We start from the raw sequence: 23,194 nt of genomic DNA on the forward strand, positions 1-23,194 counted from the left end.
TAATGCCCGTTTTCACTTTCTTGCTGATGTCCTTTGCATACCACTCCGACATGATGTTGATAAAGGGCGCAAACTCCAATGTGTCGGGCTTCTCGCTGTCAATGCCGTTGTTGACCGCGATAAAGCGCACATTGTTCCGTCTGAATATCTCCATCGCGTTGCCGACTTGGAGATAGTCGCGCCCCCAGCGGGTAAGGTCTTTCATAATGCAGACACCGATTTTCCCGTTTTCCACATCGTCCATCATGCGGGAGTAGGCGGAACGGTCAAAAAACCTGCCGCTTTCGTCATCGTCAATGTAGTGCCGGATATTGGTTAGGTGCTGCCCTCTGGCATAGTTCTCCAAAAATATTTTTTGGTTCTGTATGCTGTTGCTCTCGCCGCCGTCCCTGTCCTCGTCGCCCACGGAAAGGCGGGAGTAAAGGGCTGTAATTTTGCTATAATCAGTCATGTGCATAACCTCCTGTGCGTCCATGTATGTGTCATTTACACTTAAAATTATGCACTCCACCTTGCCGAACCGTATTCTACTCCCTGCCGGAATTTCTTTGCATTTTTCGCTTTATAATATACTACCATACGAAATCCTATTCCGCATCCCACTCCTACCAGTAAATCCCCCGGCATAAAACTGGGAAACGGGTTTACAAACGCACCTCCCATCCCATTGATCGTGTCCAACACCTTCTGTAATGTGTTATCTCCTGCCTGCTGTCCATACAGCCATGAAACCTTATTAAAGACATATCCGAATATCACATAGGGAGCACATTTGAGAGTAAGCTGTTTCCCATTTACCCCTCTGCACTTTTCTTTGACAGTTTTCGGGATTGACTGCAAATCCTTTACAATCCCGTCAATGACCTTGCTTATAGGCTCTGTCCCCTGTCCTTGTTTTTCTCTCTGCTCCGCTCCCTGTTCTTGTTCTGTGCGATCATCTTCTGAAGTCCTTTCAGTTTCTGCCGTAATGACGGACGCTGTTGCTTTTTCTCATTAACTTTTACAAATTCCTTGAACGCCTGTGCAATCACATCGGCATCCTTACCCTTAAAAAATACAAGGTATTTTGGCGGCTCCGTGGTCTTATCCCGCTTCACAGCGAAATCTACATTGTACTTTCTCGCCACACGCTCAAAAGCCTTAATGTTATCATCCGTGACCTCTATGGACTTCGCACCCGCTCCCTGACCTACCAGCTTTTTCACCGGTATTTTCCCGTGGGAAGGCTCTTTATGTTTCTGATGCTCCAGATACATCTTCATCGCCTTCTGGAGAACACTTGCGGTCAGTTTGGATGTCTTGATTGCAAGGGCAATCGTTTTTTGTGTTGTTTCCTCCTGCACAGTGTCCCTCCTTCCTGATCTGTCCCTCTCCTGTCAGGGTGGAACCAACAGCCCGTGGAGCTGTATTTTCATTCCCATATCTACAATTCCTCTCCTTCCTCATGTTCCCTTTCCCACCAGTTCAGTTCTTCCTCATAAAAATCATCCAAAGCAGCTTTCAGTGCTTTCTCCTGCTTTTTTGTCTTGATGACATCACGCACTGCCTTTACAATAACTGCCCCTACTGCAACCGCAATCAATAACTTCTTTCCATTTTTTCTACTCATTTTTGTTCCTTTCCACTTCTGGACATTGTGACCAGAAGTTGTTGTAATAAAAAAAGACAGATACAAAATCTTTCGATCTCATATCTGCCTTAACGCTGTTATTTAATTTTATAATCATGTTACTATTTTTATCCGTTAAACAATATGTGCTGTCCAAATATGCACCCTTGTTTTTTGATTATTTCTATTCAAAATAATTTGTGCGTGTTTTAATTCCGCATATCCAGTAGGCACATCTTCTAAATCTGTAACTCTATTATATGGATAACCATATCCTTGAAAATAATCCAAAATCTTTTGATATCCAGAATCAAAATTTTTTACAGTTGTATAAATAAGCAAAAAAGCATATGGGCATCCATTAGGATCATATTTCGTAAGAACTTTATTGATATGGGTATCTAAAGTATCCTTTTCTAATGAAGAAATCTTTACACCTTCTATCATAACAACGGGTAATCCATCAGCGCATATTTGTATATCAACTTCTCCAGCCCCTTCACCAGCCTCAGATTCTCCCTGTCTTGTCTGATCTTTCACAATATAACTTTCGTCTAAAAGATCTCGAATATAATCATTCATTGTGTCTTCACTACTTTCTATATTGTAGTTATGATTTCGTTGAAGCTTTGACATTGACCGGAGCACCTTATCACAAATCTCTTTTTCTGGAATTCTACTATCATCTTCTATTTGCGTTTCACTACCATTATCACCATATTCTTCTAAGTGATCTCTTAATACATTCAGTTTTGATTCCAGTTTCTCGAACCTACCCTCATCACCCCAACCACTAAAATGAGTCAATAATTTCATTATTTCATCAATGTAATTATCTCCCTCTATCTTATTTAGTTCAAAGCATAATTGATCTTGCCATTTCAGGAATTCTGGTTGTTTATATATTGTTTGAACCTCAATACCAGATGTTTTTCGTTGTCCCGTACTACGATCATATGAGGAAAACATAGTATAATTTTCTGTTCTAAATAATGCTTTTATTTCAGGCATCTGGTCAATTAATTTTTTCACAAGATCTATGTTAATCATATTTTCACCTCTTAGATTTTATTTAATCAGCAGAACCAATTATACCAAAAACTCTTTTGACATTCTATATTTAAACTCAATTCACATAAATTACCATCTACACCATTATTTCAGTATAAAGACAGTATAAAGATTTACAAAGATTTGTTTATGACTTAATTTAACATCATCCAGCAATAAGCAATGTGCCAATACCTCTACATCCTCCATATCCATAAGCCGATTAGCCACCTCATTCCCTTTGTCCGGTGCTTTGGCTGAACATACAGCAAAATCCCACCTAGCTTCCCTGCAATACTTATATAACCCCAAAATATATTTGTTTGACATGATAAATCCAAACGCTTCATTCTTCTGATACGTCATTTTATGTTTATCCCATTCATCCTCCGGCAAAGAAAAGTAACATCTTGCTGTCTCGACATAGCAATCCCCTTGATAAGTCGGCTGTAACTTTTTCTCTTGCCGAAGCATCTGATGATAGATTTTCTCCCTGTCTAAAACACTTCTTGCCCTTGTAAAATCCGGTGTTTTTCCTCTCATGAACGTATAGACATTATTGATTATGGTCTTGCTCGCCAATGCCTTATATTCCCCCACTCTATGAAGATACTGCAATACCTCTGTCAATTTCTCTTTTGATGCGATCTCCTGATAGCAGCCTGCATCCAGTTCAATCCTTTCAAATTGAAGCGGTGTACTGCCTTTCTTAATCTCCCGCTCCATAATCCGTTTCGTATCACGCATTGATTCCATTTTATTTCCTTTCCACTTATTGACGTTGTGACCAGAAGTTATACAGAGGGCAGATACAAAATCTACAATCTCATATCTGCCCTATATTTCACCAAAGGAACTATCCCTTGCGTATTCCAGTATGATACTGATTACCTCTTTGATGATCGCAGCTATTTTTATAGCAAGGACAACCACACCTATGACTCCGCCTATAATGGTATCCAGTGCAAGCACACCTATACTTCCGGCAATTCCAAAGTTGCGTGGTATCAACAGCATGAGCATCTTCCGTATCCCAAATGGGAACCCACTCATAATCCAAAATTGAAACCAGTTTACTCCATTTCCATCTACACAAATCCAATAGCACATATTCATCCACACTGCAATTACAAGCAATGGCAGTATCACTTTAAATAATACCCTTTTCATGCCAGCCTCCCCCGTACATATCATGCTGCACTTCCTGCTGATAGAAATGATTTATCGTAGTGGGTGCATTATAAAGTGCCGTAATCATATATGCCTTGATATTTGTGATTTTAGTGGTTGTATCCTGCATACAGCCAATCACATATTCCAAATGGCTACTTTCCAGCTTCAAAAATCTTGATTTCACAAGCTCATACGGATATTCTTCTCCTGCTACCCTGATTGTTGAACGCTTCACACAAACCACCTCACAGATTACCTGAAACAGTTCATCATAAAGCTCTCTCTTTCCATAACCGTCATACTGCATATGGTGATCGTAACTGATATTTTCTTTGATCAGTTCTATGTATGTCTGGACATCATCCATCACATCCATCGTATCCTTTTTCCCTGAATCAGATTGAATGATAGGATTGATATAACTCTCCTCGGTATAACTCAAATCAGTCTGATTATAGTTAGTATAATTAGGGTTCGGTTCTCCGACTTCTTGAGGTTCGATTCTCCGACTTCCAGAGGTCTGTTTTTCCGACTTCTTGAAGTTCGATTTTCCGACTTCTTGAAGTTCGATTTCCGGACTTCTTGGAGTTCGATTTTCCGACTTCTTGAAGTCTGATTTTCCGACTTCTGTGATTTTATCAGTGTTTCTAGACTTTTTTTCATCTACATTTTCTGCCAGTGAAGCAAAGTTCTTCACATATATGATGTCCGGTTTGCCCAATCCTCTACGCACTTTCTCTACCAGCCCAATTCCCTTAACAGAATCCAGCTCTGCAAGAACCTTAACCGCCTTTTCCTTTCCACACCCCAAATCTTCCATAATACTGTCTATGGTGTATATGATATATGCCCGATTGTCCTCATCAAACCACTCATTTTTTATAGATAAGGACATACGATCAAGCATCAGACCGTATAAAAGTTTTGCATCACTGGATAATTTCTTAAATCTTTCATCCTTGATCAGCAGGCGGGGAACACGATAGAATGAGAACTGCTCTGCTTCTATTCCATAATAATAATCCAGTTGTAATATTTCACTCATTCCCGGCTCCTCCTTTCTACTGTGTGCTCTTCCAATTCTCCAATAACTGATAAATAATATTCTCTATTTGCTCCCTGCTGTATGTCGCAGGAAAATAATTGTTAATGCGCTCTGTTTTTATGACAACCTTTCGCTCCACGGTTTTCTCTTTTTCCAACATCATGCGAACCATCGGAAAGGTAAGTTCCCCTTTTTTGTCACTTTCCTTGAGCATGGCACTCTGCTGAGTTGTGATAACAACATTTGTTTCCTGTATTGCAACCAAAACCCATTGCTGTGCATCCTTTGATAAAAATGATAAGTCAACCGCCTGCATGATACCGATTTTCTTTGCATCCACCATATCGAGTAGCGAATCCGACAGGCGTGAAATCCATATATATCTCTGAACCGTCTTTGCACTCTCTCCTGCCGCTTCTCCCAGTTCTCCAAGCGTAAGTCCGCCTTCCTTACTTCCCTGATGCTTCATTGCATCATATTTCATTCTGTATGCCTTTGCTTTCTCACTCGGAAGAATATCCTCCCGCTGAATATTGGAATCTACCATGATAATCGTAGCTTCGTCATCCGTATAATCACGGATGAACATCGGCATTGTAGTAAGTCCGACAAGCTCACAGGCGTGTCTCCTGCGATGTCCGGCAATAATCTCATAACCGCCATCTTTCATTGGTCTGGCAATGCCTGGCATCAACACTCCATGCTCCCTGACGCTTTCTACCGTTTCCTGCATCTTTTCATCATCCAGTACCTTAAACGGGTGTCCTTTGAACTCATGCAGTTCTGACAATGCGATTTCCTGTACCTGCTCTGTTCCTGTCTGTGGCTGCTCCGTTCCAAATAAATCATCAAAACTGTTCAACTTTACCTTTGCGGCACTTCCTGTCTTACTCATTGCCAAGCACCTCCTCCGTCAGTGATTGGTAGGCACTTGCTACCTTGCCATTCGGATCGTGCTTATAAATGCTCACACCTTCCGCAGAAATCTCCGCAGCTCTTACCGACATTGGAATACTGTTTTCAAATATCCGCACTCTGCTTCCATAATTTTCAATCAGCAGATTGCTGATGTCTCTGGCATAATTGGTACGATTATCAACCATTGTAAGCAAAATTCCCTCAATCTCCAGTTTCGGATTGATCTGTCTCTTTACTTTTCCAATAGTTTTAATCAGCTGTTCCAGACCTTTTACCGGCAGATACGCTGCCTGTACCGGAATCAAGATACTGTCCGCACTGGTAAAAGCATTTATCGTAATCATGCCGAGTGATGGCATACAGTCAATTAGAATGTAATCATAGCGGTCTTTCTGCTGTTCTATGTAGGTACGAAGCACCGTCTCCCTGCTCATAACATTCACAAGCGAGGTTTCCAAACCGGAAAGCTCAATATTTCCCGGCATGAAATCCACACCTTCCTCATGTCTTAAAATGCCGTACTCCGGTTTTATTTCCTCATCATTGATAATGGATGCCATAATGGTTGCAAGTGTAATTTCCAGTCTATCCGGCTCCTGAATACCAAGACTTGCCGTAAGGCTACCCTGTGCATCTGCATCTATCAGCAAAACTCTCTTTCCCTGTTTTGCCAGTCCGATTCCTAAATTGCTTGTTGTGGTGGTCTTTCCAACTCCACCCTTCTGATTTGCGATTGCTATAACTTTACACATGATAAAATTCTCCTTATTCTCTACTATTGATTTTTCACATTGCTTTTCTGTACTTCCGCATAAGCTCTGTAATATTTGTTTGTTCCTTTGTTGCTATAAAGCTCTGATATTTCCAATACCTCAATTTGGGGATGACGCTGTAAAATTTTCTGAAACCATACAATGTCATTCTTTGTTCCCATCAGTCTGACTTTTAACATTAGTCTGCTCCTCCAAATAAGGCATACAGTTCCCGGTTATAAGTCGCATACTCCGGATAGCGGATCTGTATCGCCTGCCAAAAGAAAGGTGCATAGGCACAGCAGAACAAGTCCTCCACTGTATACTGCCTGCACTCGTTTACCTGTTCCTCTGTTTTTGTGTAATCATCTACACTCGGTGTGCCGTTGCAATACAGATTAAATGCCATTCGCACCACCTTCATACTGCCACTGGTCTGCCAGCCTTCATGCAGACACTCTGTTTTTACACATCCTGTTTTAAAATCATAGATGCTATTGATATTTCTTCTCGTATCATCACTGATACCAAGACAATAGCAAAGTGCCTTGTGGTACACATCCTGATAGCGTACCTCTTTTAATTTTTCATAGTAGAATTTTTCATGTGCTTTGCTGATAAAATTGATTGTCTGTTTCTTATTGTTTTCTGCTCCTAACGCTGTGTTGTTCATAGTGAACCTCCTTTAAAAAATTTTTATTTTGCATATAAAAAAGGACTAAGTCCTTTTTAAGCCATAGCTTTAAGGATTTAGTCCTAATCGAGAGATATAAGAAAGGGAAGCATTGCGCTTCCCTTTCGAGTTATATATAGATTTTGCAAACAATATCTTTAAATCGGTTCGCTTTCGTGTACTCAGCATGATATTTCATGTACTCATTCACATCATCCCTTGTAACAATCAGCGTTGTGAAGTAAAAATATTTACGCTCTTCTACTTTCCTGCATTGGCAATCGCTGCCTGTGCTGCTGCCAGTCTTGCGATCGGCACACGGAACGGTGAGCAGGATACATAATCCAGACCGATCTTGTGGCAGAACTCTACGGAAGACGGATCTCCACCGTGCTCACCACAGATACCGATGTGCAGGTTCGGATTAACCGGCTTACCTAACTTGATAGCCATCTCCATCAGCTTGCCTACGCCAACCTGATCCAGTTTTGCGAACGGATCGTTCTCGTAGATCTTAGCGTCATAGTATGCACCAAGGAACTTACCAGCATCATCACGGGAGAAGCCAAAGGTCATCTGGGTCAGATCGTTGGTTCCGAAGCAGAAGAATGCAGCCTCAGTAGCGATCTGGTCTGCAGTCAGAGCTGCTCTCGGGATCTCGATCATCGTACCAACCTCGTACTCCATATCGATGCCAGCTGCTGCGATCTCAGCGTCAGCGGTCTCAACAACAGTCTTCTTGCAGTACTTTAACTCCTTGATGTCGCCGATCAACGGAATCATGATCTCCGGCTTGATGTTCCAATCCGGATGAGCCTTCTTCACATTGATAGCTGCGCGGATAACTGCGGTGGTCTGCATAACAGCGATCTCCGGGTAGGTGACTGCCAGACGGCATCCACGATGACCCATCATCGGGTTGAACTCATGCAGGGAATTGCAGATAGCCTTGATCTCCTCAACAGTCTTGTTCTTAGCCTTAGCCAGCTTCTCAATGTCAGCCTCCTCAGTCGGAACAAACTCATGCAGCGGCGGATCCAGGAAACGGATGGTAACCGGGTCACCCTCCATAGCCTCGTACAGCTGTTCAAAGTCGCCCTGCTGTAACGGCAGGATCTTGTCCAGTGCCTCTTTTCTTTCCTCTACGGTATCGGAGCAGATCATCTCACGGAATGCCTCGATTCTGTCTGCCTCGAAGAACATATGCTCAGTACGGCAAAGACCAATACCCTCAGCGCCCAGCTCACGAGCCTTCTTAGCGTCTGCCGGGGTATCTGCATTGGTGCGTACCTTTAAGGTTCTGTACTGGTCAGCCCAATCCATGATACGTCCAAACTCGCCTGCGATCTTAGCCTCAACAGTCGGGATTGCACCGTCGTATACGCAACCGGTAGAACCATCAAAGGAAATCACATCTCCCTCATGATACTCCTTGCCATGCAGGGTGAACTTCTTGTTCTCCTCATCCATAACGATGTCGCCACAACCAGATACACAGCAAGCGCCCATACCACGAGCAACTACTGCTGCATGGGAGGTCATACCACCACGAACAGTCAGGATACCCTGAGAAGCCTTCATTCCGGTGATATCCTCCGGAGAGGTCTCCAGACGAACCAGAACAACTTTCTCACCTCTTGCAGCCCACTCCTCTGCATCAGCAGCGGTGAACACGATCTTACCACAAGCAGCACCAGGAGCAGCGCCCAGAGCCTTAGCGATCGGGGTTGCAGCCTTCAGAGCAGCCGGATCAAAGGTCGGATGCAGTAAGGAATCCAGGTTACGCGGGTCGATCATGGCAACTGCCTCTTCCGGAGTTCTCATGCCCTCGTCTACCAGATCACAGGCAATCTTTAAAGCTGCCTGAGCGGTTCTCTTACCGTTACGGGTCTGAAGCATGTACAGTTTGCCGTGCTCAACGGTAAACTCCATATCCTGCATATCTCTGTAATGATCTTCCAGAGTCTTGCAAACATTCTTGAAGTCCTCAAATGCCTGCGGGAATTTCTCTGCCATCTCGTCGATGTGCATCGGGGTACGAACACCTGCTACTACGTCCTCGCCCTGTGCATTGGTCAGGAACTCACCGAACAGACCCTTTGCACCGGTTGCCGGGTCACGGGTAAATGCAACACCGGTACCACAGTCATCACCCATGTTACCAAATGCCATGGACTGTACATTAACAGCGGTTCCCCAGGAATACGGGATATCGTTATCACGACGGTATACATTTGCACGCGGGTTGTCCCAGGAACGGAATACAGCCTTGATTGCGCCCATCAGCTGCTCCTTCGGATCATCCGGGAAATCTGCGCCGATCTTATTCTTATACTCAGCCTTAAACTCATTAGCCAGCTCTTTCAGATCATCAGCGTCAAGCTCAACGTCCTGAGTAACGCCCTTCTTCTCTTTCATCTGATCGATCAGAGCCTCAAAGTACTTCTTGCCGACTTCCATAACAACGTCGGAGTACATCTGAATGAATCTTCTGTAGCAGTCCCATGCCCAACGAGCATTGCCAGACTTCTCAGCGATAACATTTACAACGTCCTCATTCAGTCCAAGGTTCAGGATGGTGTCCATCATACCCGGCATGGATGCTCTTGCGCCAGAACGAACGGATACTAACAGCGGGTTCTCCAGATCACCGAACTTCTTGCCGGTAATCTCCTCCATCTTTCCGATGTACTCGTTGATCTGCTCCTGAATCTCCGGATTGATCTCACGGCCATCCTCATAATACTGAGTACATGCCTCCGTGGTAATCGTGAAGCCCTGCGGTACCGGAAGACCAATATTGGTCATCTCAGCAAGGTTAGCGCCCTTGCCGCCCAGCAGGTTTCTCATAGTGGCATTGCCCTCGGTAAATAAGTAAACCCACTTCTTTGCCATCTGTTTTTCCTCCTCAAATATGCATGTAGAATTGACTCTACGAATTTTCACCCCGCTACTGGTTGTATTCCCCAAATACATGAAAAAGCCGTATGCGGTCTGCTATTAGTATAGCACATTTTTCGATTCCGTAAAGGTTTTTTTGTCAAAAAATCGATAAATTTTGTGAAAACTTAGGTAAATTTAATCGTTTCTGTTTTTGTTTTCAGTCATTTTCACATATCCGTAATAAATTCGTATATGCGAATATCTATGATGTCAAATTAACAAAATTTCCCTGTCTGCACACTGCTTATTTTTGCTTATAATTATTTATTATTGTTTATTATGTTTAGCAGTACTGAATCTTCTTGCGGGTATCCTCTGCCACTTCCTCGCCCACAAGCTGTTTTACAATCTCAAGTCCGAGATCAAGTGCAACGCCGAGTCCCTTTCCGGTTGTGTAAATGCCATCGGTCACAACGCCCTGCTGGTTCGTGTAGGTAGCGCCCTTGAAATCTTTCTCAAATCCCGGGAAGCAGGTAGCTGTCTTTCCCTCAAGGAAACCGTGACGACCGAGAACAACGCCCGGTGCTGCACAGATTGCAGAAATTCTCTTGCCTGCATCGCGCTGTCTCTCAAGTGCCTTGATCAACGGCTCACATGCGGAGAGACGCTCAGAACCCGGAAGACCCCCCGGAAGGAAGATCACATCTGCATCTGAAAAATCAGTCTCTGCGATCGTCATATCTGCCTCAATCGGAATCTGGTGGGAGGAAACAACTCTGCGATCCTTCTCAATCGAGACAAGCACGGTCTCAATCCCACTTCTTCTCAGAACATCGACAACTGCCAAGCACTCTACTTCCTCAGATCCGTCTGCGATCATTGCATACACTTTTGCCATTTTAAATTCCTCACTTTCTTTTTCTTATCTTGCCTTTTCTTGGCTTTTTTCCTATTTTATAGGGATTTCATAAAAAATGCAAGAAGCCCTCGTTATATTTTCTGTTTTTTCTTTTTGTCCAGTTTTCCCTTTCTTTTTCATTTACCATCTGCCTTTTACAACATTTTTAACAAAACATTATCGCAAAACATAACGTGCGTTATATTCTCTTCCGGTTGGCTATGTTAAAATATTATCAGTTTCAAAAATTTCGTGAAACGACAGACAATGGAGGTTTTACAAATGACTGAGAAGAAAGCACTGGTTACGCCAAAGGCCATACACGCAATCATCGGTATGGCAATCATGTTTCTGTTTCCGCTCCTGCCCATCTCACTTCCGGAAGTGACACCGCTGGGCATGAAAATCATCGGTATCTTTTTAGGTACTCTGTACCTGTGGACAACGGTCGAACCTGTGTGGTCCAGCCTTGCCTGCATCTTCATGGTCGGCATCTCCGGATACGGTCCGATGAATCAGGTTCTCCAGACTGCATTCGGAAGCCCGGTTATTATCCAGATGTTCTTCCTGATGATCGTCATGAACTGTCTCGTTTACAATCGACTGACCATGTATATCGGTCGTTTCTTCCTGACACTCCCGATCAACAACGGTCGCCCGTGGGTATTTACCGCAATGCTGATGATCGGTTCGATGCTGATGGCTGCCTTCGTCGGTCCGTTTGCACCGATCTTTCTGTTCTGGCCGGTTGTCTATGATATCTTTGATGAGATCGGAATCAAGAAGGGCGAGGCTTACCCGACCCTGATGCTGATCCTGATCGTAATCGGTACTCTGATCGGCTTCCCGGTTCCGCCATACAGTGGAAATGGACTTGCCCTGATCAGCAACTACTCCACGATCACCGAAAACATGGGAAGCAAGATCGTGTTAAATAATGCTTCCTACATGGCTCTGGCTGTGATCTGGGGTCTCTCCTCAATCATCGTCATCGTGCTTTTCTGTAAGTTTATTCTTCGCCCGGACGTAAGCAAGCTGAAGAACCTCGATGTAGAAAAGCTGAAAAAGAATCCGCTTCCGCCTCTGACCCCGAACCAGAAGTTCATGGCAGTTACCTTCGTGATCTACATTGCCTGCATGCTTCTCCCGAGTGTCATTCCGAATCTCGGAATTATGAAGTTCCTGAGTGCAAACAGCTACGGTCTCGCAATCGGTTACACCGCAATTCTTTGCTGTGTCAGCCTTGACCCGAAAGAACATCAGACGATCATGCCGTTTGGCAAGGTCGCAGGCAACTTTGCATGGGGAACCTTCTTCCTGTGTACCGCAGCTACCCTGCTCGGCGGTGTTCTGACAAACGAGTCCACCGGTATTGCAAAGTTCCTGAGTTCCGTGCTGAACCCGATTTTCAGCGGTATGTCCCTGACGGTATTCTATATCGCCCTGCTTGCAATCACTCTGGTTCTGACGAACCTGTGCAACAGCCTTGTAATCGGTATGCTGATTCAGCCGGTCATCGCATCCTTCTGTCTGGCAAATGGAATCAACTCCTCCCCGATCACGGCACTGATCATCATCTTCGTTCTGGCAACCGCATCGATCACCCCGTCGGCATCTCCGTTTGCGGCAATGATCCACGGCAACAAGGAATGGCTTGCCTCCGGTCAGATCTACAAGTACACGACGATGATCGCCCTGATCGAGATCATCATGGCAGTCGTTGTCGGTCTTCCGGTTGCAATGGCACTGTTCCACTAAAACGTCTCTGTTTTCCTTTTCGGATTTCGACTCGTCTGAGTTTTATATTTCACATTTCTGGGTTTTATGGTACACTGATTAGCAGGAATGCTTCAGGGGGACCGGCACAGCCGGTCCTCTTTTTTCTGTCTCATTTATTTTATTTTTTATCTTACTTTTACTCTGTTTTTTATTTCACTTTACTTTCTGTTTCACTTTTGTTTTATTTGATCTGGTGTTTTATATTGGAAAGGACAGGACTACTTATGAAAAAAATTACGATTATAGATGGTCAGGGTGGACGCATGGGAAAAACCCTGATTGAACAGTTAAAGAAAGAATTTCCGAATCAGGAACTGCTCGCAATCGGCACAAACAGCATTGCAACCTCCGCAATGATCCGCGCCGGTGCCGACTACGGCGCAACCGGCGAGAATCCGGTGATTGTCGCCTCCCGCGACTCCGACATCATCATCGGACCAATCGGCATTGTGATCGCAGATTCCCTCTTCGGGGAAGTGACCTCCAAGATGGCAGAAGCGGTCAGTCGCAGTCACGCGACCCAGCTTTTGATGCCGGTCAACCGCTGTAACCACCATGTTGTCGGCTGTGAGGAGATCTCAATGAATGAAATCATCCGCCGTGTTGTCGAACAGGTCCGCGAGCTGATCCAATAACATAACTTGTGCATCACTTATCACAACCCTCATTTTTTCGGCTGATAGCGAATGTCAGAGACATTGTAGACCGTGATGAACGCATGTGGATCTTTGCGGTTCATGTAGTTCATCAGTTTCTGATACTCCGTTCGGTCGACAATCGTGATGATCTCATTTCGCTTCTCCATGTTGTAAGCACCGATCGATTCATAGATCGTCGCTCCGCTGTGCAGATCATTGAGGATAAAACGGCGCAGTTCCTCTTCTTTCTTTGTGATGATGCAGACACGCCGTTTGACATTGTGATTGAAGATGAAATGGTCGAGGACGATTCCATTGAAATACGTTCCAAGCACACTGAGAACGACGGTTTTCTTGTCGTAGACGAGACCCGCGGAGAGCGCGATACACATGCCGGAGAGCGACATTGCCTTTCCAAGATCCATGTGCAGATACTTGTTCATAATCTTAACAACAATGTCAATCCCGCCGGAGGACGCATTGCGATTGAACAGAATGCTCAGTCCGACACTGACCACAAGCACATAGCAGACCACATCAAGTTCCTGGCTGTCCGTCAAGGATGTAAAATTCGGGAATACCGTCTCAAAGAGTGCGAGAAACAAAGGCAAAATGATACTTGTATACACCGTCTTCGCCCCAAACTCCCTCCCGCAGGTAAAAAAGCCGACAATCAGAAGTGCCACATTGAGGATCATCGTGATCGCTGACAGCGGAAGCGGAACGAAGTTCGACAGTACAATTCCAAGACCGGAAATACTGCTGATCGAAGTGTGGCTCGGCATCAGAAAAAAGTAAACAGCACCCGCAATGATTGCGACTGCTCCTGTCAGAATAGCTGTCTCCCGCACAGCCTTCCCACAATGGATTATCTGTGCGCTCTGTGCCTTTTGGTTTTCTTGTTTTCTATCCATCTCTCTTCTCACACTTTCCTCAAAAAAATGCTGTTACAAAGCAAGGCGTCCCCATTGGGAGCTTCCCTGCTCTGCAACAGCTATTTTTTGACAATTACGATACTTATTATATTGAAATAATTTTAGAAGCGGAACTTATCCTCGAAGTAGTTCTTCAGCTCTGCGATCGGCACGCGAACCTGCTCCATCGTATCACGGTCACGAACCGTTACTGCCTGATCGTTCTCAGACTCGAAGTCGTAGGTGATGCAGAACGGAGTTCCGATTTCATCCTGTCTTCTGTAACGCTTTCCGATGTTACCGCGGTCATCAAACTCGCAGTTGTAGTACTTGCTCATCTCAGCGTAGATCTTCTCAGCGCCCTCATTGAGCTTCTTAGACAGCGGAAGAATACCGATCTTCACCGGTGCGATTGCCGGATGGAAGTGCAGAACGGTACGAACATCGCCCTCACCGATCTCCTCCTCATCGTATGCGGAGCACAGGAATGCCAGTGTTACACGGTCAGCACCCAGAGACGGCTCGATGACATACGGGATGTACTTCTCCTTGCTCTCATCATCAAAGTAGGTCATATCCTGTCCAGATACATTCTGATGCTGGGTCAGATCGTAATCGGTACGATCTGCGATTCCCCACAGCTCGCCCCAACCGAACGGGAAGAGGAACTCCAGATCCGTTGTTGCCTTGCTGTAAAAGCACAGCTCCTCTGCGGAATGATCTCTCGCACGCATCTCATCATCCTTGATACCGAGGCTCTTGAGCCACTGAATGCAGTGCTCCTTCCAGTAAGCGAACCAGTCGAGATCAGTGCCCGGCTTGCAGAAGAACTCCAGCTCCATCTGCTCGAACTCACGGGTACGGAAAGTAAAGTTACCCGGGGTGATCTCGTTACGGAAGGACTTACCGATCTGACCGATACCAAACGGAACTTTCTTTCTGGAAGTACGCTGTACGTTCTTGAAGTTTACGAAAATACCCTGTGCGGTCTCCGGACGAAGGTATACGGTGTTCTTTGCATCCTCGGTTACGCCCTGGAAGGTCTTGAACATCAGGTTGAACTGACGGATGTCGGTGAAATCATGCTTTCCACAGCTCGGACAGCAGATGTTGTGCTCATCGATGTACTGCTTCATCTCTTCCTGGCTCCATCCATCGACAGAACCCTCCGGAGTGATGCCGTTCTCTGCCATGTAATCCTCAATCAGCTTATCAGCGCGGAAACGCTCCTTACAAGCCTTACAATCCATCAGCGGATCAGAGAATCCACCGAGATGACCGGAAGCTACCCAGGTCTGGGAATTCATCAGAATTGCACAGTCAACGCCTACGTTGTACGGGCTCTCCTGAACGAATTTCTGCCACCAAGCACGCTTTACGTTGTTCTTCAGCTCAACGCCAAGATTGCCGTAATCCCAGGTATTTGCCAGTCCGCCGTAGATCTCAGATCCCGGATATACAAATCCACGGTTCTTCGCCAGTGCTACAATCTTTTCCATTGTTTTTTCCATTGTCCAATAACCTCTTTCTTCTATACTACTATTTCTATATCTTTCTCGATCCATCGCCCAAATCCATCAAAAACTTCAAGGAAATCAAATCCCCTTGAATCTCTCTGATTCAGACTACTGGAATAAGATACAGCTCGTACCTTCCGGTGTCACTGCCGTGTGAGAATCTGTCACAGTCACTCCATCGCTGATAAAGGAAATCTTTCCCTGTGTACAGATCGTTGCAGATCCGGTGATAACGATCATCTTCGTCTCTGCATTCTTTGTCAGCTCCGAAGACTCCGCCGTCTTTCCTGACAGGGTTGTGAATGTCATCCCGTCCGGAAGACCATCCGAAACCGTTCCCACTTTCAGGTCAGTCACCGTATTCGTGTCATCCTCTGTCTCTTTTGCAAATTTGACAAAGTCCTCTGCACTCTTGTAATCAAAAATCAGGGTTCCCGTTCTGCTCTCAAGTTTCGTCGATACAAGAGCGGTCGGAAGTTTCTCGCTTCCCTCGGTGTTTTCCGCCTGAGCCGAAGCACCCTGTTCTTCATTATAGCGGATTACCGCCTCTTTTGCAAATTCTTCCAAGCCTTCCTGCGTATAAAGTTCATTAAACTGTTCTGACGTATAGACCAGTGCACTCTCCACCTCAAGCTCATTGCTGACGTAGATACTGCTTTCCTTGGCGTTCCATGTGTAGTCCGCATCTTTCTTTCCGCATCCCACTGCCAGAAGCGTAGCAGAACACAGAAGTACGGTCAGGACAGCCCTTCCTTTTTTCATCCATCTTCCTCCTGAATATTCCGCGGAAACTCATTTTCATGTCCTATCCACGGGAATCATTGACCGCAGAGAAATCCCATTGCACATACCGTTGCACAGTTTCACACTCTGCTGATACAATTATCTTGGATTATACCTGTAAACAGAGAATAATTCAATACCGTTTTACACTGTCACGGCATCATACGGCATTTTCAGTTTCAAAAGTGTCTGCCTGTGAACAGTGACTGCAGCTTCTCACTTCATCATCTCAAGAATTTCGAGCGAATGAAAGGAACGGTCAAGAAATCTTCGCTTGTTAATCTCCACGCAGGATTTCAGTTCCTTCTCAACCTCCGGTTTTAACACAAAGGTGTAAAGCGACTCAAACGGAGTCTCCAAAATATACTGCCATGCATAGGTCGCCGACTCGCTGACTTCCTTTGGAGGAAATTCCGTATACTCTCCTCCTGCCTTCATCGCTCGAAGTTCAAAGATCAGCTGAACGAGAGAGTTCGGAAGTGCCGGCTTTAAGAGTGCCCGCAGAGACTGATAAAGAAGGAGGAGAAGCTCTCCTCCGTCAAGGTTTTCCCGGCTGTAATACTCCGCAAATTCCAGAAAATATGACCCGTAACACGTCGCCTCCACATCTTCCGCCAGCTCCGTAAAATAATTGCGGACTTCTGCACTGTGAAGATTGTAGGCATCCCGTCCCTCGTAAACGCGAAAGATTCCAAATACAAACGGACGGCAAACGGCCATTAAAAGGTTTCCCGGGCGTTTTGCTCCGCGTGCAAATGCAGTAATCCTGCCCCGCTCCCTCGTCAAAATCACGAGTCTCCGGTCATAGTCCCCGACCGGTGTCGCCTTCAAGACCATCCCGGTCAGCTCAATCGTCTCTCTCACGCTTCTCCTCTTTTCTTCTCGTTCTCCTCTGTAACCTCGACCATTCCGATCATTTGGATCATTTATGAATCTCCCGCTTACTTCTCCGGCGTATATCCATAATTCTTCATCAGAAGTTCGCTGTCTCTCCACTCCTTGCGGACTTTCACCCAGAGCTGGAGGTTGATCTTCGTCTCCATCATGCGCTCAATCTCCTGGCGCGCACTGCTTCCAATCTTCTTGAGCATCGATCCACCCTTTCCGATGATGATGCCCTTGTGGGAATCTCTCTCGCAGACGATCGTCGCCTCAATGTCAATGATTCCATTCGGACGCTCGGTCATCTTCTCGATTGTGACGGCGATTCCGTGCGGGATCTCCTCGTCGAGCAGGCGCAGTGCCTTCTCACGGATCAGCTCAGCCGCGATCTGGCGCATCGGCTGATCGGTCACGGTATCCTCATCGTAGTACTGCGGTCCATACGGAAGATACTTGAAGATCAGCTCCGTCAGAAGATCCGTGTTCTGCTTGCGCAATGCGGATACTGGAACGATCTCCGCAAACGGGCAGATGTCCTTGTACGCATCAATGTACTTTGCAAGCTCTTGCTTTTCCTTCACGGTATCCATCTTGTTGATGACAAGAATCACCGGGGTCTTGACCTTTCCGAGCTGTTCTGCAATGTGGCGCTCACCTGCTCCGATGAACGTCGTCGGCTCCACAAGCCACAGAACGACATCGACTTCCTTGAGCGTGTGCTCTGCAACGTTGACCATGTACTCGCCGAGCTTGTTTTTCGCCTTGTGGATGCCCGGGGTGTCGAGGAAGATGATCTGTCCTCTCTCATCCGTGTAAACGGTCTGGATGCGGTTTCTCGTCGTCTGCGGTTTGTTTGATGTGATCGCGATCTTCTGACCCACCAGATGATTCATCAGTGTGGATTTTCCGACATTCGGACGACCAATCAGTGTCACAAATCCTGATTTCTTCTCTTTCTGCGGACCGCCAAGATCCGCAAGTTTCATCTCTGCCATACGTTCTTTTTCCTTTTTCTCTTCGCTTTTCTATTTTTTATCTATCATCTACGAATCTATACTATCTCAAATGCATAACAAAAACATTTTATGCTCTCGAAAGGCTCTCCACACTTCCGAACATCTCGCGGTTTGCCTCGATCTTCTCCTCATTTCCGACTACGCAGAAACTTCCGGTATCAAGCACAGCCTGAACGATGTCTGCAAGTGCGCGAATATCCTCCTTCGTCGCAGTCAGCACCTCATCGCGCTCCTTCTGCATCATCTCCTCGGTTACACCAGACAGGTATGCGGAAAGTCCACGGCTTCCCTTGACTGACGGAGTCAGCGGGGTATCCATGTTGCTGATTGTTCCGATCACATACTTCGTCATATCACGATCATCCGGGTTGAACTGTCTCAAATACTCCGGAATGCCCTCATAGATCTCATTTGTCTCCTTGAGGTTCGGATCGCGGTAGGAAACAAGGTAGCCCTCACCGGAACGTCCGAATCCGCTCATACATCCGTAAGCACCGCCCTTGACGCGGATATTCAGCCACAGGTAATCATAGCTCAAAATCACCTGAAGGATCTTGAGTGCACCGGTGTAAGCGAGTCCCGACTTGCGGAAACTTCCACAGCGTGCGACATAGTCAACCTGAGCAGCAGTCTTGAGTCCCTCATTGATATTCTCAACCGGATGCGTGAATGCAAAATGCTCTCCGCTTCCCTCCGGCAGTTTCTCGGTCAGAAGTTTCATCGTCTCCGGAAGTTTTGCATATCCCTCGTCATCGGCGGTGTAGCTGATCAGCAGGTTCTCGCGCGTAAAGAGCTTCTTGCAGACTTCTTCAAGTTTCGCGACAAGAGCCGTCTTCTCGGTCTCGTAGTTCTTTGCAATCTGCTCGACAAAATGATAGTAGGAAACACCTGCTGTCATCTCATTGTAGTAAGCCGTTGCAGAGAAATAGGAGGTTGCTCTCGAGACAGCGGTTGAATGACCGGCACTCTCAAGCTTCATCTTTGCACGAGAGCGGATCTCCTGAATGACCTCACCGAGACGTTTCTCATCGGTAAATACGGAGTGGTTTAAAATCTCCTCGAGAATACCAAACCCAAAGTCGAGGCGGTCATACAGCACGCGAACGCTTCCGACAAACACACCGGTGAATTTATCCGGATCATTTAAGTCCACATAGGAGGTCACACCGAAGTCCACACCGCCACTGTTTAAGTGAATCTCGCTCGTCAGATCGGAGTAATCGTACTTTTCGGTGCTCACACTGCCAAGAACTGACTTGAGCAGACCTACATACGGAAGATCCTCCTGCGGAACAGCATCGGTGTTGAACAGCAGTTTCAGATAACCGATTCCTGATGTGAAAAAGTTGTGGTGAAGAACCTTGATTCGCTTCTCTTCCTTAACCTCATAGTAGAGCTTCTCCGCTTTCTTGTCGATGTCCTCTCTCTTTAACAACGGGATCTTTGCGAGAATCTCCGGGGTCGACGGCGTGTCCTGATACTCCTTGAGATCCTTCGTCGCCTTAACCATCTCTGCAATCTGCTCGGCACTCAGGGAAGCCTTGTACTCCGCAAGTTTCTTTGCGGTCTTCTCGTCCTCTCTCGCAGTCAGGTTCTTCTCCGGGCTCAGCACAATGACTGCCTCAAACGGATTGTCTAAGAGATAATCGCAGATCAACTGCTCAAAATATCCCTCTTTTACTGCTCCCTTGAGGTAATCGAACGTCTCCTGATACTGAAGATGCATCATCGGATCCCCATCGTAGAGCCAGCTGTCTAGGCACTGAAGTCCATACATCAGTCCCTTCGGTGCGGAGCCATAGTCTGCCTCGCGGTACTTAAACTCATAGTAGTTCATTCCGGCAAGCAGGCTCTTGCGGTTGATACCCTGATCGGCAAGTTTTCTGAGCGTTCCCTTCACAACGGCGAGAAATTCGCCTTTCTGATCCGCATTTGCGTCCTTCGCGATCACGGTGAAATACGGCTGTAAGATTCCGCTCTCATATCCGCCGAGAATATCTTTTCCGATTCCGGCATCGATCAGCGCCTGCTTGAGCGGTGCGCCCGGTGCGTCAAGCAGGGTGTACTCAAGAATCTGAAATGCCACATAGAGATGCGGGTCGAGGTCTGTTCCCACAACCGTGTTGACAGACAGATAGGTCGCATCAGTCTCCGGCTCTCCGTCTGCGATTGAGTAGTGAATCTCTCTCTGAATCGGCTCTGCAAACGGTTTCTGCTGAGGAATGTAGGAGTTCACCTGCTTCTCCTCATAATGGCACAGATACTCCTCATCAAGCCATTTCAGCTTCTCCACCATGTCCATATCTCCATAGAGGTAGATATAGCTGTTTGACGGATGGTAATAAGTGCGATGGAAATCAAGGAATTTCTCGTAGGTCAGATCCGGAATGTACGCCGGATCTCCGCCGGAATCCTTGCCGTAGCAGTTGTCCGGGAACAACGTCTTCTGTGTCATGCTGTCAAGAAGGCTCTCCGGTGAGGAATATGCGCCCTTCATCTCATTGTAAACGACACCGTTGTAGATCAGCGGAGCGGTCTCGGACTCCAGCTCATAGTGCCAGCCCTCCTGGCGGAAAATCTTCTCCTCCTTGTAGATATTCGGATGAAGAACCGCATCCATGTAGACATCCATCAGGTTCTGGAAATCCTTTTCGTTACAGCTTGCAATCGGGTAAACCGTCTTGTCCGGGTAGGTCATCGCATTCAGGAACGTGTTCAGCGATCCCTTTACCAGCTCAACAAACGGATCTTTTAACGGGAATTTCTCTGAACCGCAGAGCACACTGTGCTCGAGGATGTGCGGAAGACCGCAGTCATTGTCCGGCGGTGTGCGGAATCCGATGCAGAACACTTTGTTCTCATCGTCATTTGCCATCAGGAAAAGGCGTGCCTTCGTCTTCTTGTGTTCCAGCACGATTCCCTCTGACTGCATCTCCTTTATGATTTTGTAATCGACAACCTGATAGGCTTCCAGGCTCTTGATCGCTTCCAGTTGACTCATCTGTTTGAATCTCCTTTTCTATATAAAATTTGATTTCTTACTGTTTGGTGAATCTCTCTCATTTATATGTTTCCCATCAAACGCTCTTTTAATATCGCAATCCCATCCCGAATCGAGTAATGTACCAGCAAAACCCGATCAGACGGCGCCGCAATGCCCCAGGCATCCGTAAGCCCCCGCTTCGACGCAATCATGCGCGCGCGAAACAGATGAAAATTGCTCGTGAGAATTCCAATCCGGATCGGTCGGGTCTGAAGTCTTCGCTGAAATGCCTCCCCCCTCATCTGTCGATCCTGATTGATGAGTTCCTGACTGTATACAATATTCTCCACTGTGCTCGTTGAGCGGTTCTCCTGAATCAGCTGACGTTTCGGAATCCCGAGACTGACGAGGTAATCCTCCATCGCCGATGCCTCCGACTGCGGTTCATCCTCTCCCTGACCACCGGACAAAATCAGAATACTCTCCGGATTCTGGAGCGCATACTCCCCCGCCTTGTCGAGACGCAGTTTTAATGTCTTGCTGATTCCCTCCGGCTTCACCGCTGTCCCGAGAACAATCACATAGTCAAGTCCCGGTTCTGCAACCGCCGGAACCCGACTGAAAATCAGGATCTGCATCACCAGCAAAATCAGGATTCCCGTCGCGCACAGCGTCACCATCGACACCGGTATCCAGAGAAAGGTTCGATCCGGAGTTCTCTGATAGAGTCGGACTCCGGTTGCAGTCAGCGCCAGAAATCCCGCAAAAAACAGCCACACTGCACTGAACGCCGTTCCAATCCCTGCATATAGCACTACTCCAATATAATAGATCAGGCAGATCCCTGCACCTATCGTCAGAATCCATGCCAGCATAGACACGCCTCCTCCATTTTCCTTTCATCGTTACCGTTCATGCGTTGCACAAACGCTAACCTTTCATCCTCCTATCATACTACACTTTTCCTTTTGTCACAAGCACAGAAACTCTCGTTACCGTTCATGCGTGCACAAACGGTAACCTATTTTGCGCTTGCAAGCCCGCCTGATCTGTGCTAGAGTGTGTTTGAAAACGGCTCAGATCTATTTTTTGAAAGGAAGTTATTTGTATGTTTGATTTTCTGAAGAGAAAGAAACAGCCACAAGAACTCAAGGCAATGGTTTCCGGTGAGGTGATTCCGGTCACAAAGGTCAAAGACGATGTTTTCTCATCCTGTATGCTCGGAAATGGCATCGCAATCCATCCGACGGACAAACAGAAGGTCACCGTTGTCGCCCCGGCAGACGGCAAGATTACAATCACGATGGAAGGCACAAACCACGCCGTCGGACTCCGAATCGCAGAGGGATTCGATGTGCTGATCCACATCGGAATCGACACCATCTCCTTAAACGGCAAAGGCTTTACTTCTTATATAAAGACAGGGCAAAAGGTGAAGGCTGGGGAAAAACTCATCGAGTTTGACAAGTCTCTGATCGAATCCCGCGAACTCTGCTCCGATGTGATTCTGATCGCCCTCGACAACCCGGAGCTTCCGGATGTCACCTTTGAGTCCGGAATGCAGGCGACCGCCGGCGAGACAGTCATCGCCACCTTCTAATTACCCCTGATTTTGACTTGTATTACATAAAAAAGAATGTGCCCTGGCACATTCTCGCGCCGAGGCGCGGTTGCTTCGGCA

Annotated in this window: 23 protein-coding genes; 3 read left to right on the top strand and 20 right to left on the bottom strand. The window is 46.4% G+C overall.

Annotated features, from left to right (window positions below; all coding sequences use genetic code 11):
* From AC4EVX_RS11170 to AC4EVX_RS11230, 13 genes are all read right to left on the bottom strand, one after another.
* Positions 1–451: recombinase family protein (locus tag AC4EVX_RS11170; protein ID WP_490160226.1), on the bottom strand; the 451-nt coding region annotated here is incomplete at its 3' end.
* Positions 452–869: 418 nt separating this feature from the next.
* Positions 870–1,343 (bottom strand): PcfB family protein, encoded by a 474-nt coding sequence (locus AC4EVX_RS11175; RefSeq protein WP_106492175.1) that lies wholly within the window; start codon positions 1,341–1,343, stop codon positions 870–872.
* Between the two features lie 80 nt (positions 1,344–1,423).
* Positions 1,424–1,609, bottom strand: coding sequence for a hypothetical protein (locus AC4EVX_RS11180; protein WP_490160227.1), 186 nt, complete (start codon positions 1,607–1,609; stop codon positions 1,424–1,426).
* A gap of 135 nt (positions 1,610–1,744) precedes the next feature.
* Entirely contained in the window at positions 1,745–2,659 is a 915-nt protein-coding gene (locus AC4EVX_RS11185) for a hypothetical protein (RefSeq protein ID WP_490160228.1), read from the bottom strand.
* Positions 2,660–2,764: 105 nt separating this feature from the next.
* Positions 2,765–3,406, bottom strand: a complete 642-nt coding sequence (locus tag AC4EVX_RS11190; protein ID WP_490160229.1) for a hypothetical protein — start codon at positions 3,404–3,406, stop codon at positions 2,765–2,767.
* A gap of 90 nt (positions 3,407–3,496) precedes the next feature.
* Positions 3,497–3,829, bottom strand: a complete 333-nt coding sequence (locus AC4EVX_RS11195; protein WP_490160230.1) for a DUF6050 family protein — start codon at positions 3,827–3,829, stop codon at positions 3,497–3,499.
* Entirely contained in the window at positions 3,810–4,877 is a 1,068-nt protein-coding gene (locus tag AC4EVX_RS11200; protein WP_490160231.1) for a DUF6017 domain-containing protein, read from the bottom strand. The genes AC4EVX_RS11195 and AC4EVX_RS11200 overlap by 20 nt, the downstream gene beginning before the upstream one ends.
* Positions 4,878–4,893: 16 nt before the next feature.
* Complete coding sequence (locus tag AC4EVX_RS11205) at positions 4,894–5,772, bottom strand: ParB/RepB/Spo0J family partition protein (RefSeq protein ID WP_490160232.1); 879 nt, start codon at positions 5,770–5,772, stop codon at positions 4,894–4,896.
* The gene (locus AC4EVX_RS11210; protein WP_022036315.1) at positions 5,765–6,547 is read right to left on the bottom strand and encodes a ParA family protein; all 783 of its coding nucleotides are present in this window, start codon (positions 6,545–6,547) and stop codon (positions 5,765–5,767) included. The genes AC4EVX_RS11205 and AC4EVX_RS11210 overlap by 8 nt, the downstream gene beginning before the upstream one ends.
* A gap of 23 nt (positions 6,548–6,570) precedes the next feature.
* Complete coding sequence (locus AC4EVX_RS11215; protein WP_490160233.1) at positions 6,571–6,747, bottom strand: hypothetical protein; 177 nt, start codon at positions 6,745–6,747, stop codon at positions 6,571–6,573.
* Positions 6,747–7,220, bottom strand: coding sequence for a DUF6075 family protein (locus tag AC4EVX_RS11220; RefSeq protein ID WP_490160234.1), 474 nt, complete (start codon positions 7,218–7,220; stop codon positions 6,747–6,749). The genes AC4EVX_RS11215 and AC4EVX_RS11220 overlap by 1 nt, the downstream gene beginning before the upstream one ends.
* Before the next feature lie 261 nt (positions 7,221–7,481).
* Positions 7,482–10,115 (bottom strand): pyruvate, phosphate dikinase, encoded by a 2,634-nt coding sequence (gene ppdK, locus AC4EVX_RS11225; RefSeq protein ID WP_490160235.1) that lies wholly within the window; start codon positions 10,113–10,115, stop codon positions 7,482–7,484.
* Positions 10,116–10,446: 331 nt separating this feature from the next.
* Positions 10,447–11,001 carry a DJ-1 family glyoxalase III gene (locus tag AC4EVX_RS11230; RefSeq protein ID WP_177977964.1) on the bottom strand — a complete coding sequence of 185 codons (555 nt, stop codon included), beginning with the start codon at positions 10,999–11,001 and terminating at the stop codon, positions 10,447–10,449.
* A gap of 282 nt (positions 11,002–11,283) precedes the next feature.
* Between AC4EVX_RS11230 and AC4EVX_RS11235 the strand changes: the two genes are divergently transcribed.
* On the top strand, positions 11,284–12,759 hold the full coding sequence (locus AC4EVX_RS11235; RefSeq protein WP_177977965.1) for an SLC13 family permease: 1,476 nt from the start codon (positions 11,284–11,286) through the stop codon (positions 12,757–12,759).
* Positions 12,760–13,004: 245 nt separating this feature from the next.
* On the top strand, positions 13,005–13,415 hold the full coding sequence (locus AC4EVX_RS11240) for a DUF3842 family protein (RefSeq protein ID WP_177977966.1): 411 nt from the start codon (positions 13,005–13,007) through the stop codon (positions 13,413–13,415).
* Positions 13,416–13,444: 29 nt separating this feature from the next.
* On the opposite strand, the gene AC4EVX_RS11245 is transcribed toward AC4EVX_RS11240, so the two are convergent.
* The 7 genes from AC4EVX_RS11245 to AC4EVX_RS11275 form a co-directional block, all read right to left on the bottom strand.
* The gene (locus AC4EVX_RS11245) at positions 13,445–14,332 is read right to left on the bottom strand and encodes a YitT family protein (protein WP_177977967.1); all 888 of its coding nucleotides are present in this window, start codon (positions 14,330–14,332) and stop codon (positions 13,445–13,447) included.
* A gap of 122 nt (positions 14,333–14,454) precedes the next feature.
* A complete protein-coding gene (locus AC4EVX_RS11250; RefSeq protein WP_177977968.1) occupies positions 14,455–15,843 on the bottom strand; it encodes a glycine--tRNA ligase in 1,389 nt (462 codons plus the stop codon).
* A 114-nt stretch (positions 15,844–15,957) separates the two neighbouring features.
* Positions 15,958–16,611, bottom strand: coding sequence for a hypothetical protein (locus tag AC4EVX_RS11255; protein WP_177977969.1), 654 nt, complete (start codon positions 16,609–16,611; stop codon positions 15,958–15,960).
* A 237-nt stretch (positions 16,612–16,848) separates the two neighbouring features.
* The gene (recO, locus tag AC4EVX_RS11260) at positions 16,849–17,496 is read right to left on the bottom strand and encodes a DNA repair protein RecO (RefSeq protein ID WP_490160236.1); all 648 of its coding nucleotides are present in this window, start codon (positions 17,494–17,496) and stop codon (positions 16,849–16,851) included.
* Positions 17,497–17,573: 77 nt separating this feature from the next.
* Positions 17,574–18,500, bottom strand: a complete 927-nt coding sequence (gene era / locus AC4EVX_RS11265) for a GTPase Era (RefSeq protein WP_177977972.1) — start codon at positions 18,498–18,500, stop codon at positions 17,574–17,576.
* A gap of 97 nt (positions 18,501–18,597) precedes the next feature.
* The gene (locus AC4EVX_RS11270; RefSeq protein ID WP_490160237.1) at positions 18,598–21,531 is read right to left on the bottom strand and encodes an insulinase family protein; all 2,934 of its coding nucleotides are present in this window, start codon (positions 21,529–21,531) and stop codon (positions 18,598–18,600) included.
* Between the two features lie 62 nt (positions 21,532–21,593).
* On the bottom strand, positions 21,594–22,388 hold the full coding sequence (locus AC4EVX_RS11275) for a YdcF family protein (RefSeq protein ID WP_490160238.1): 795 nt from the start codon (positions 22,386–22,388) through the stop codon (positions 21,594–21,596).
* A gap of 233 nt (positions 22,389–22,621) precedes the next feature.
* Here AC4EVX_RS11275 and AC4EVX_RS11280 point away from each other — a divergent pair, with 233 nt between their 5' ends.
* Positions 22,622–23,113 (top strand): PTS sugar transporter subunit IIA, encoded by a 492-nt coding sequence (locus tag AC4EVX_RS11280; RefSeq protein ID WP_177976940.1) that lies wholly within the window; start codon positions 22,622–22,624, stop codon positions 23,111–23,113.
* The last annotated feature ends 81 nt before the right edge of the window (positions 23,114–23,194 follow it).

It is taken from the genome of Brotaphodocola sp. (assembly GCF_983179755.1).

Excerpts from the sequence above, each read along its gene's own strand:
- AC4EVX_RS11240 (WP_177977966.1), top strand. The coding sequence starts at position 13,005 with ATGAAAAAAATTACGATTATAGATGGTCAGGGTGGACGCATGGGAAAA.
- AC4EVX_RS11275 (WP_490160238.1), bottom strand. The coding sequence starts at position 22,388 with ATGCTGGCATGGATTCTGACGATAGGTGCAGGGATCTGCCTGATCTAT.
- ppdK (WP_490160235.1), bottom strand. The coding sequence starts at position 10,115 with ATGGCAAAGAAGTGGGTTTACTTATTTACCGAGGGCAATGCCACTATG.
- AC4EVX_RS11215 (WP_490160233.1), bottom strand. The coding sequence starts at position 6,747 with ATGTTAAAAGTCAGACTGATGGGAACAAAGAATGACATTGTATGGTTT.
- AC4EVX_RS11270 (WP_490160237.1), bottom strand. The coding sequence starts at position 21,531 with ATGAGTCAACTGGAAGCGATCAAGAGCCTGGAAGCCTATCAGGTTGTC.
- AC4EVX_RS11220 (WP_490160234.1), bottom strand. The coding sequence starts at position 7,220 with ATGAACAACACAGCGTTAGGAGCAGAAAACAATAAGAAACAGACAATC.
- AC4EVX_RS11250 (WP_177977968.1), bottom strand. The coding sequence starts at position 15,843 with ATGGAAAAAACAATGGAAAAGATTGTAGCACTGGCGAAGAACCGTGGA.
- AC4EVX_RS11245 (WP_177977967.1), bottom strand. The coding sequence starts at position 14,332 with ATGGATAGAAAACAAGAAAACCAAAAGGCACAGAGCGCACAGATAATC.
- AC4EVX_RS11205 (WP_490160232.1), bottom strand. The coding sequence starts at position 5,772 with ATGAGTAAGACAGGAAGTGCCGCAAAGGTAAAGTTGAACAGTTTTGAT.
- AC4EVX_RS11190 (WP_490160229.1), bottom strand. The coding sequence starts at position 3,406 with ATGCGTGATACGAAACGGATTATGGAGCGGGAGATTAAGAAAGGCAGT.
- AC4EVX_RS11280 (WP_177976940.1), top strand. The coding sequence starts at position 22,622 with ATGTTTGATTTTCTGAAGAGAAAGAAACAGCCACAAGAACTCAAGGCA.
- AC4EVX_RS11255 (WP_177977969.1), bottom strand. The coding sequence starts at position 16,611 with ATGAAAAAAGGAAGGGCTGTCCTGACCGTACTTCTGTGTTCTGCTACG.
- AC4EVX_RS11185 (WP_490160228.1), bottom strand. The coding sequence starts at position 2,659 with ATGATTAACATAGATCTTGTGAAAAAATTAATTGACCAGATGCCTGAA.
- era (WP_177977972.1), bottom strand. The coding sequence starts at position 18,500 with ATGAAACTTGCGGATCTTGGCGGTCCGCAGAAAGAGAAGAAATCAGGA.
- AC4EVX_RS11200 (WP_490160231.1), bottom strand. The coding sequence starts at position 4,877 with ATGAGTGAAATATTACAACTGGATTATTATTATGGAATAGAAGCAGAG.
- AC4EVX_RS11180 (WP_490160227.1), bottom strand. The coding sequence starts at position 1,609 with ATGAGTAGAAAAAATGGAAAGAAGTTATTGATTGCGGTTGCAGTAGGG.
- AC4EVX_RS11230 (WP_177977964.1), bottom strand. The coding sequence starts at position 11,001 with ATGGCAAAAGTGTATGCAATGATCGCAGACGGATCTGAGGAAGTAGAG.
- AC4EVX_RS11210 (WP_022036315.1), bottom strand. The coding sequence starts at position 6,547 with ATGTGTAAAGTTATAGCAATCGCAAATCAGAAGGGTGGAGTTGGAAAG.
- AC4EVX_RS11195 (WP_490160230.1), bottom strand. The coding sequence starts at position 3,829 with ATGAAAAGGGTATTATTTAAAGTGATACTGCCATTGCTTGTAATTGCA.
- AC4EVX_RS11235 (WP_177977965.1), top strand. The coding sequence starts at position 11,284 with ATGACTGAGAAGAAAGCACTGGTTACGCCAAAGGCCATACACGCAATC.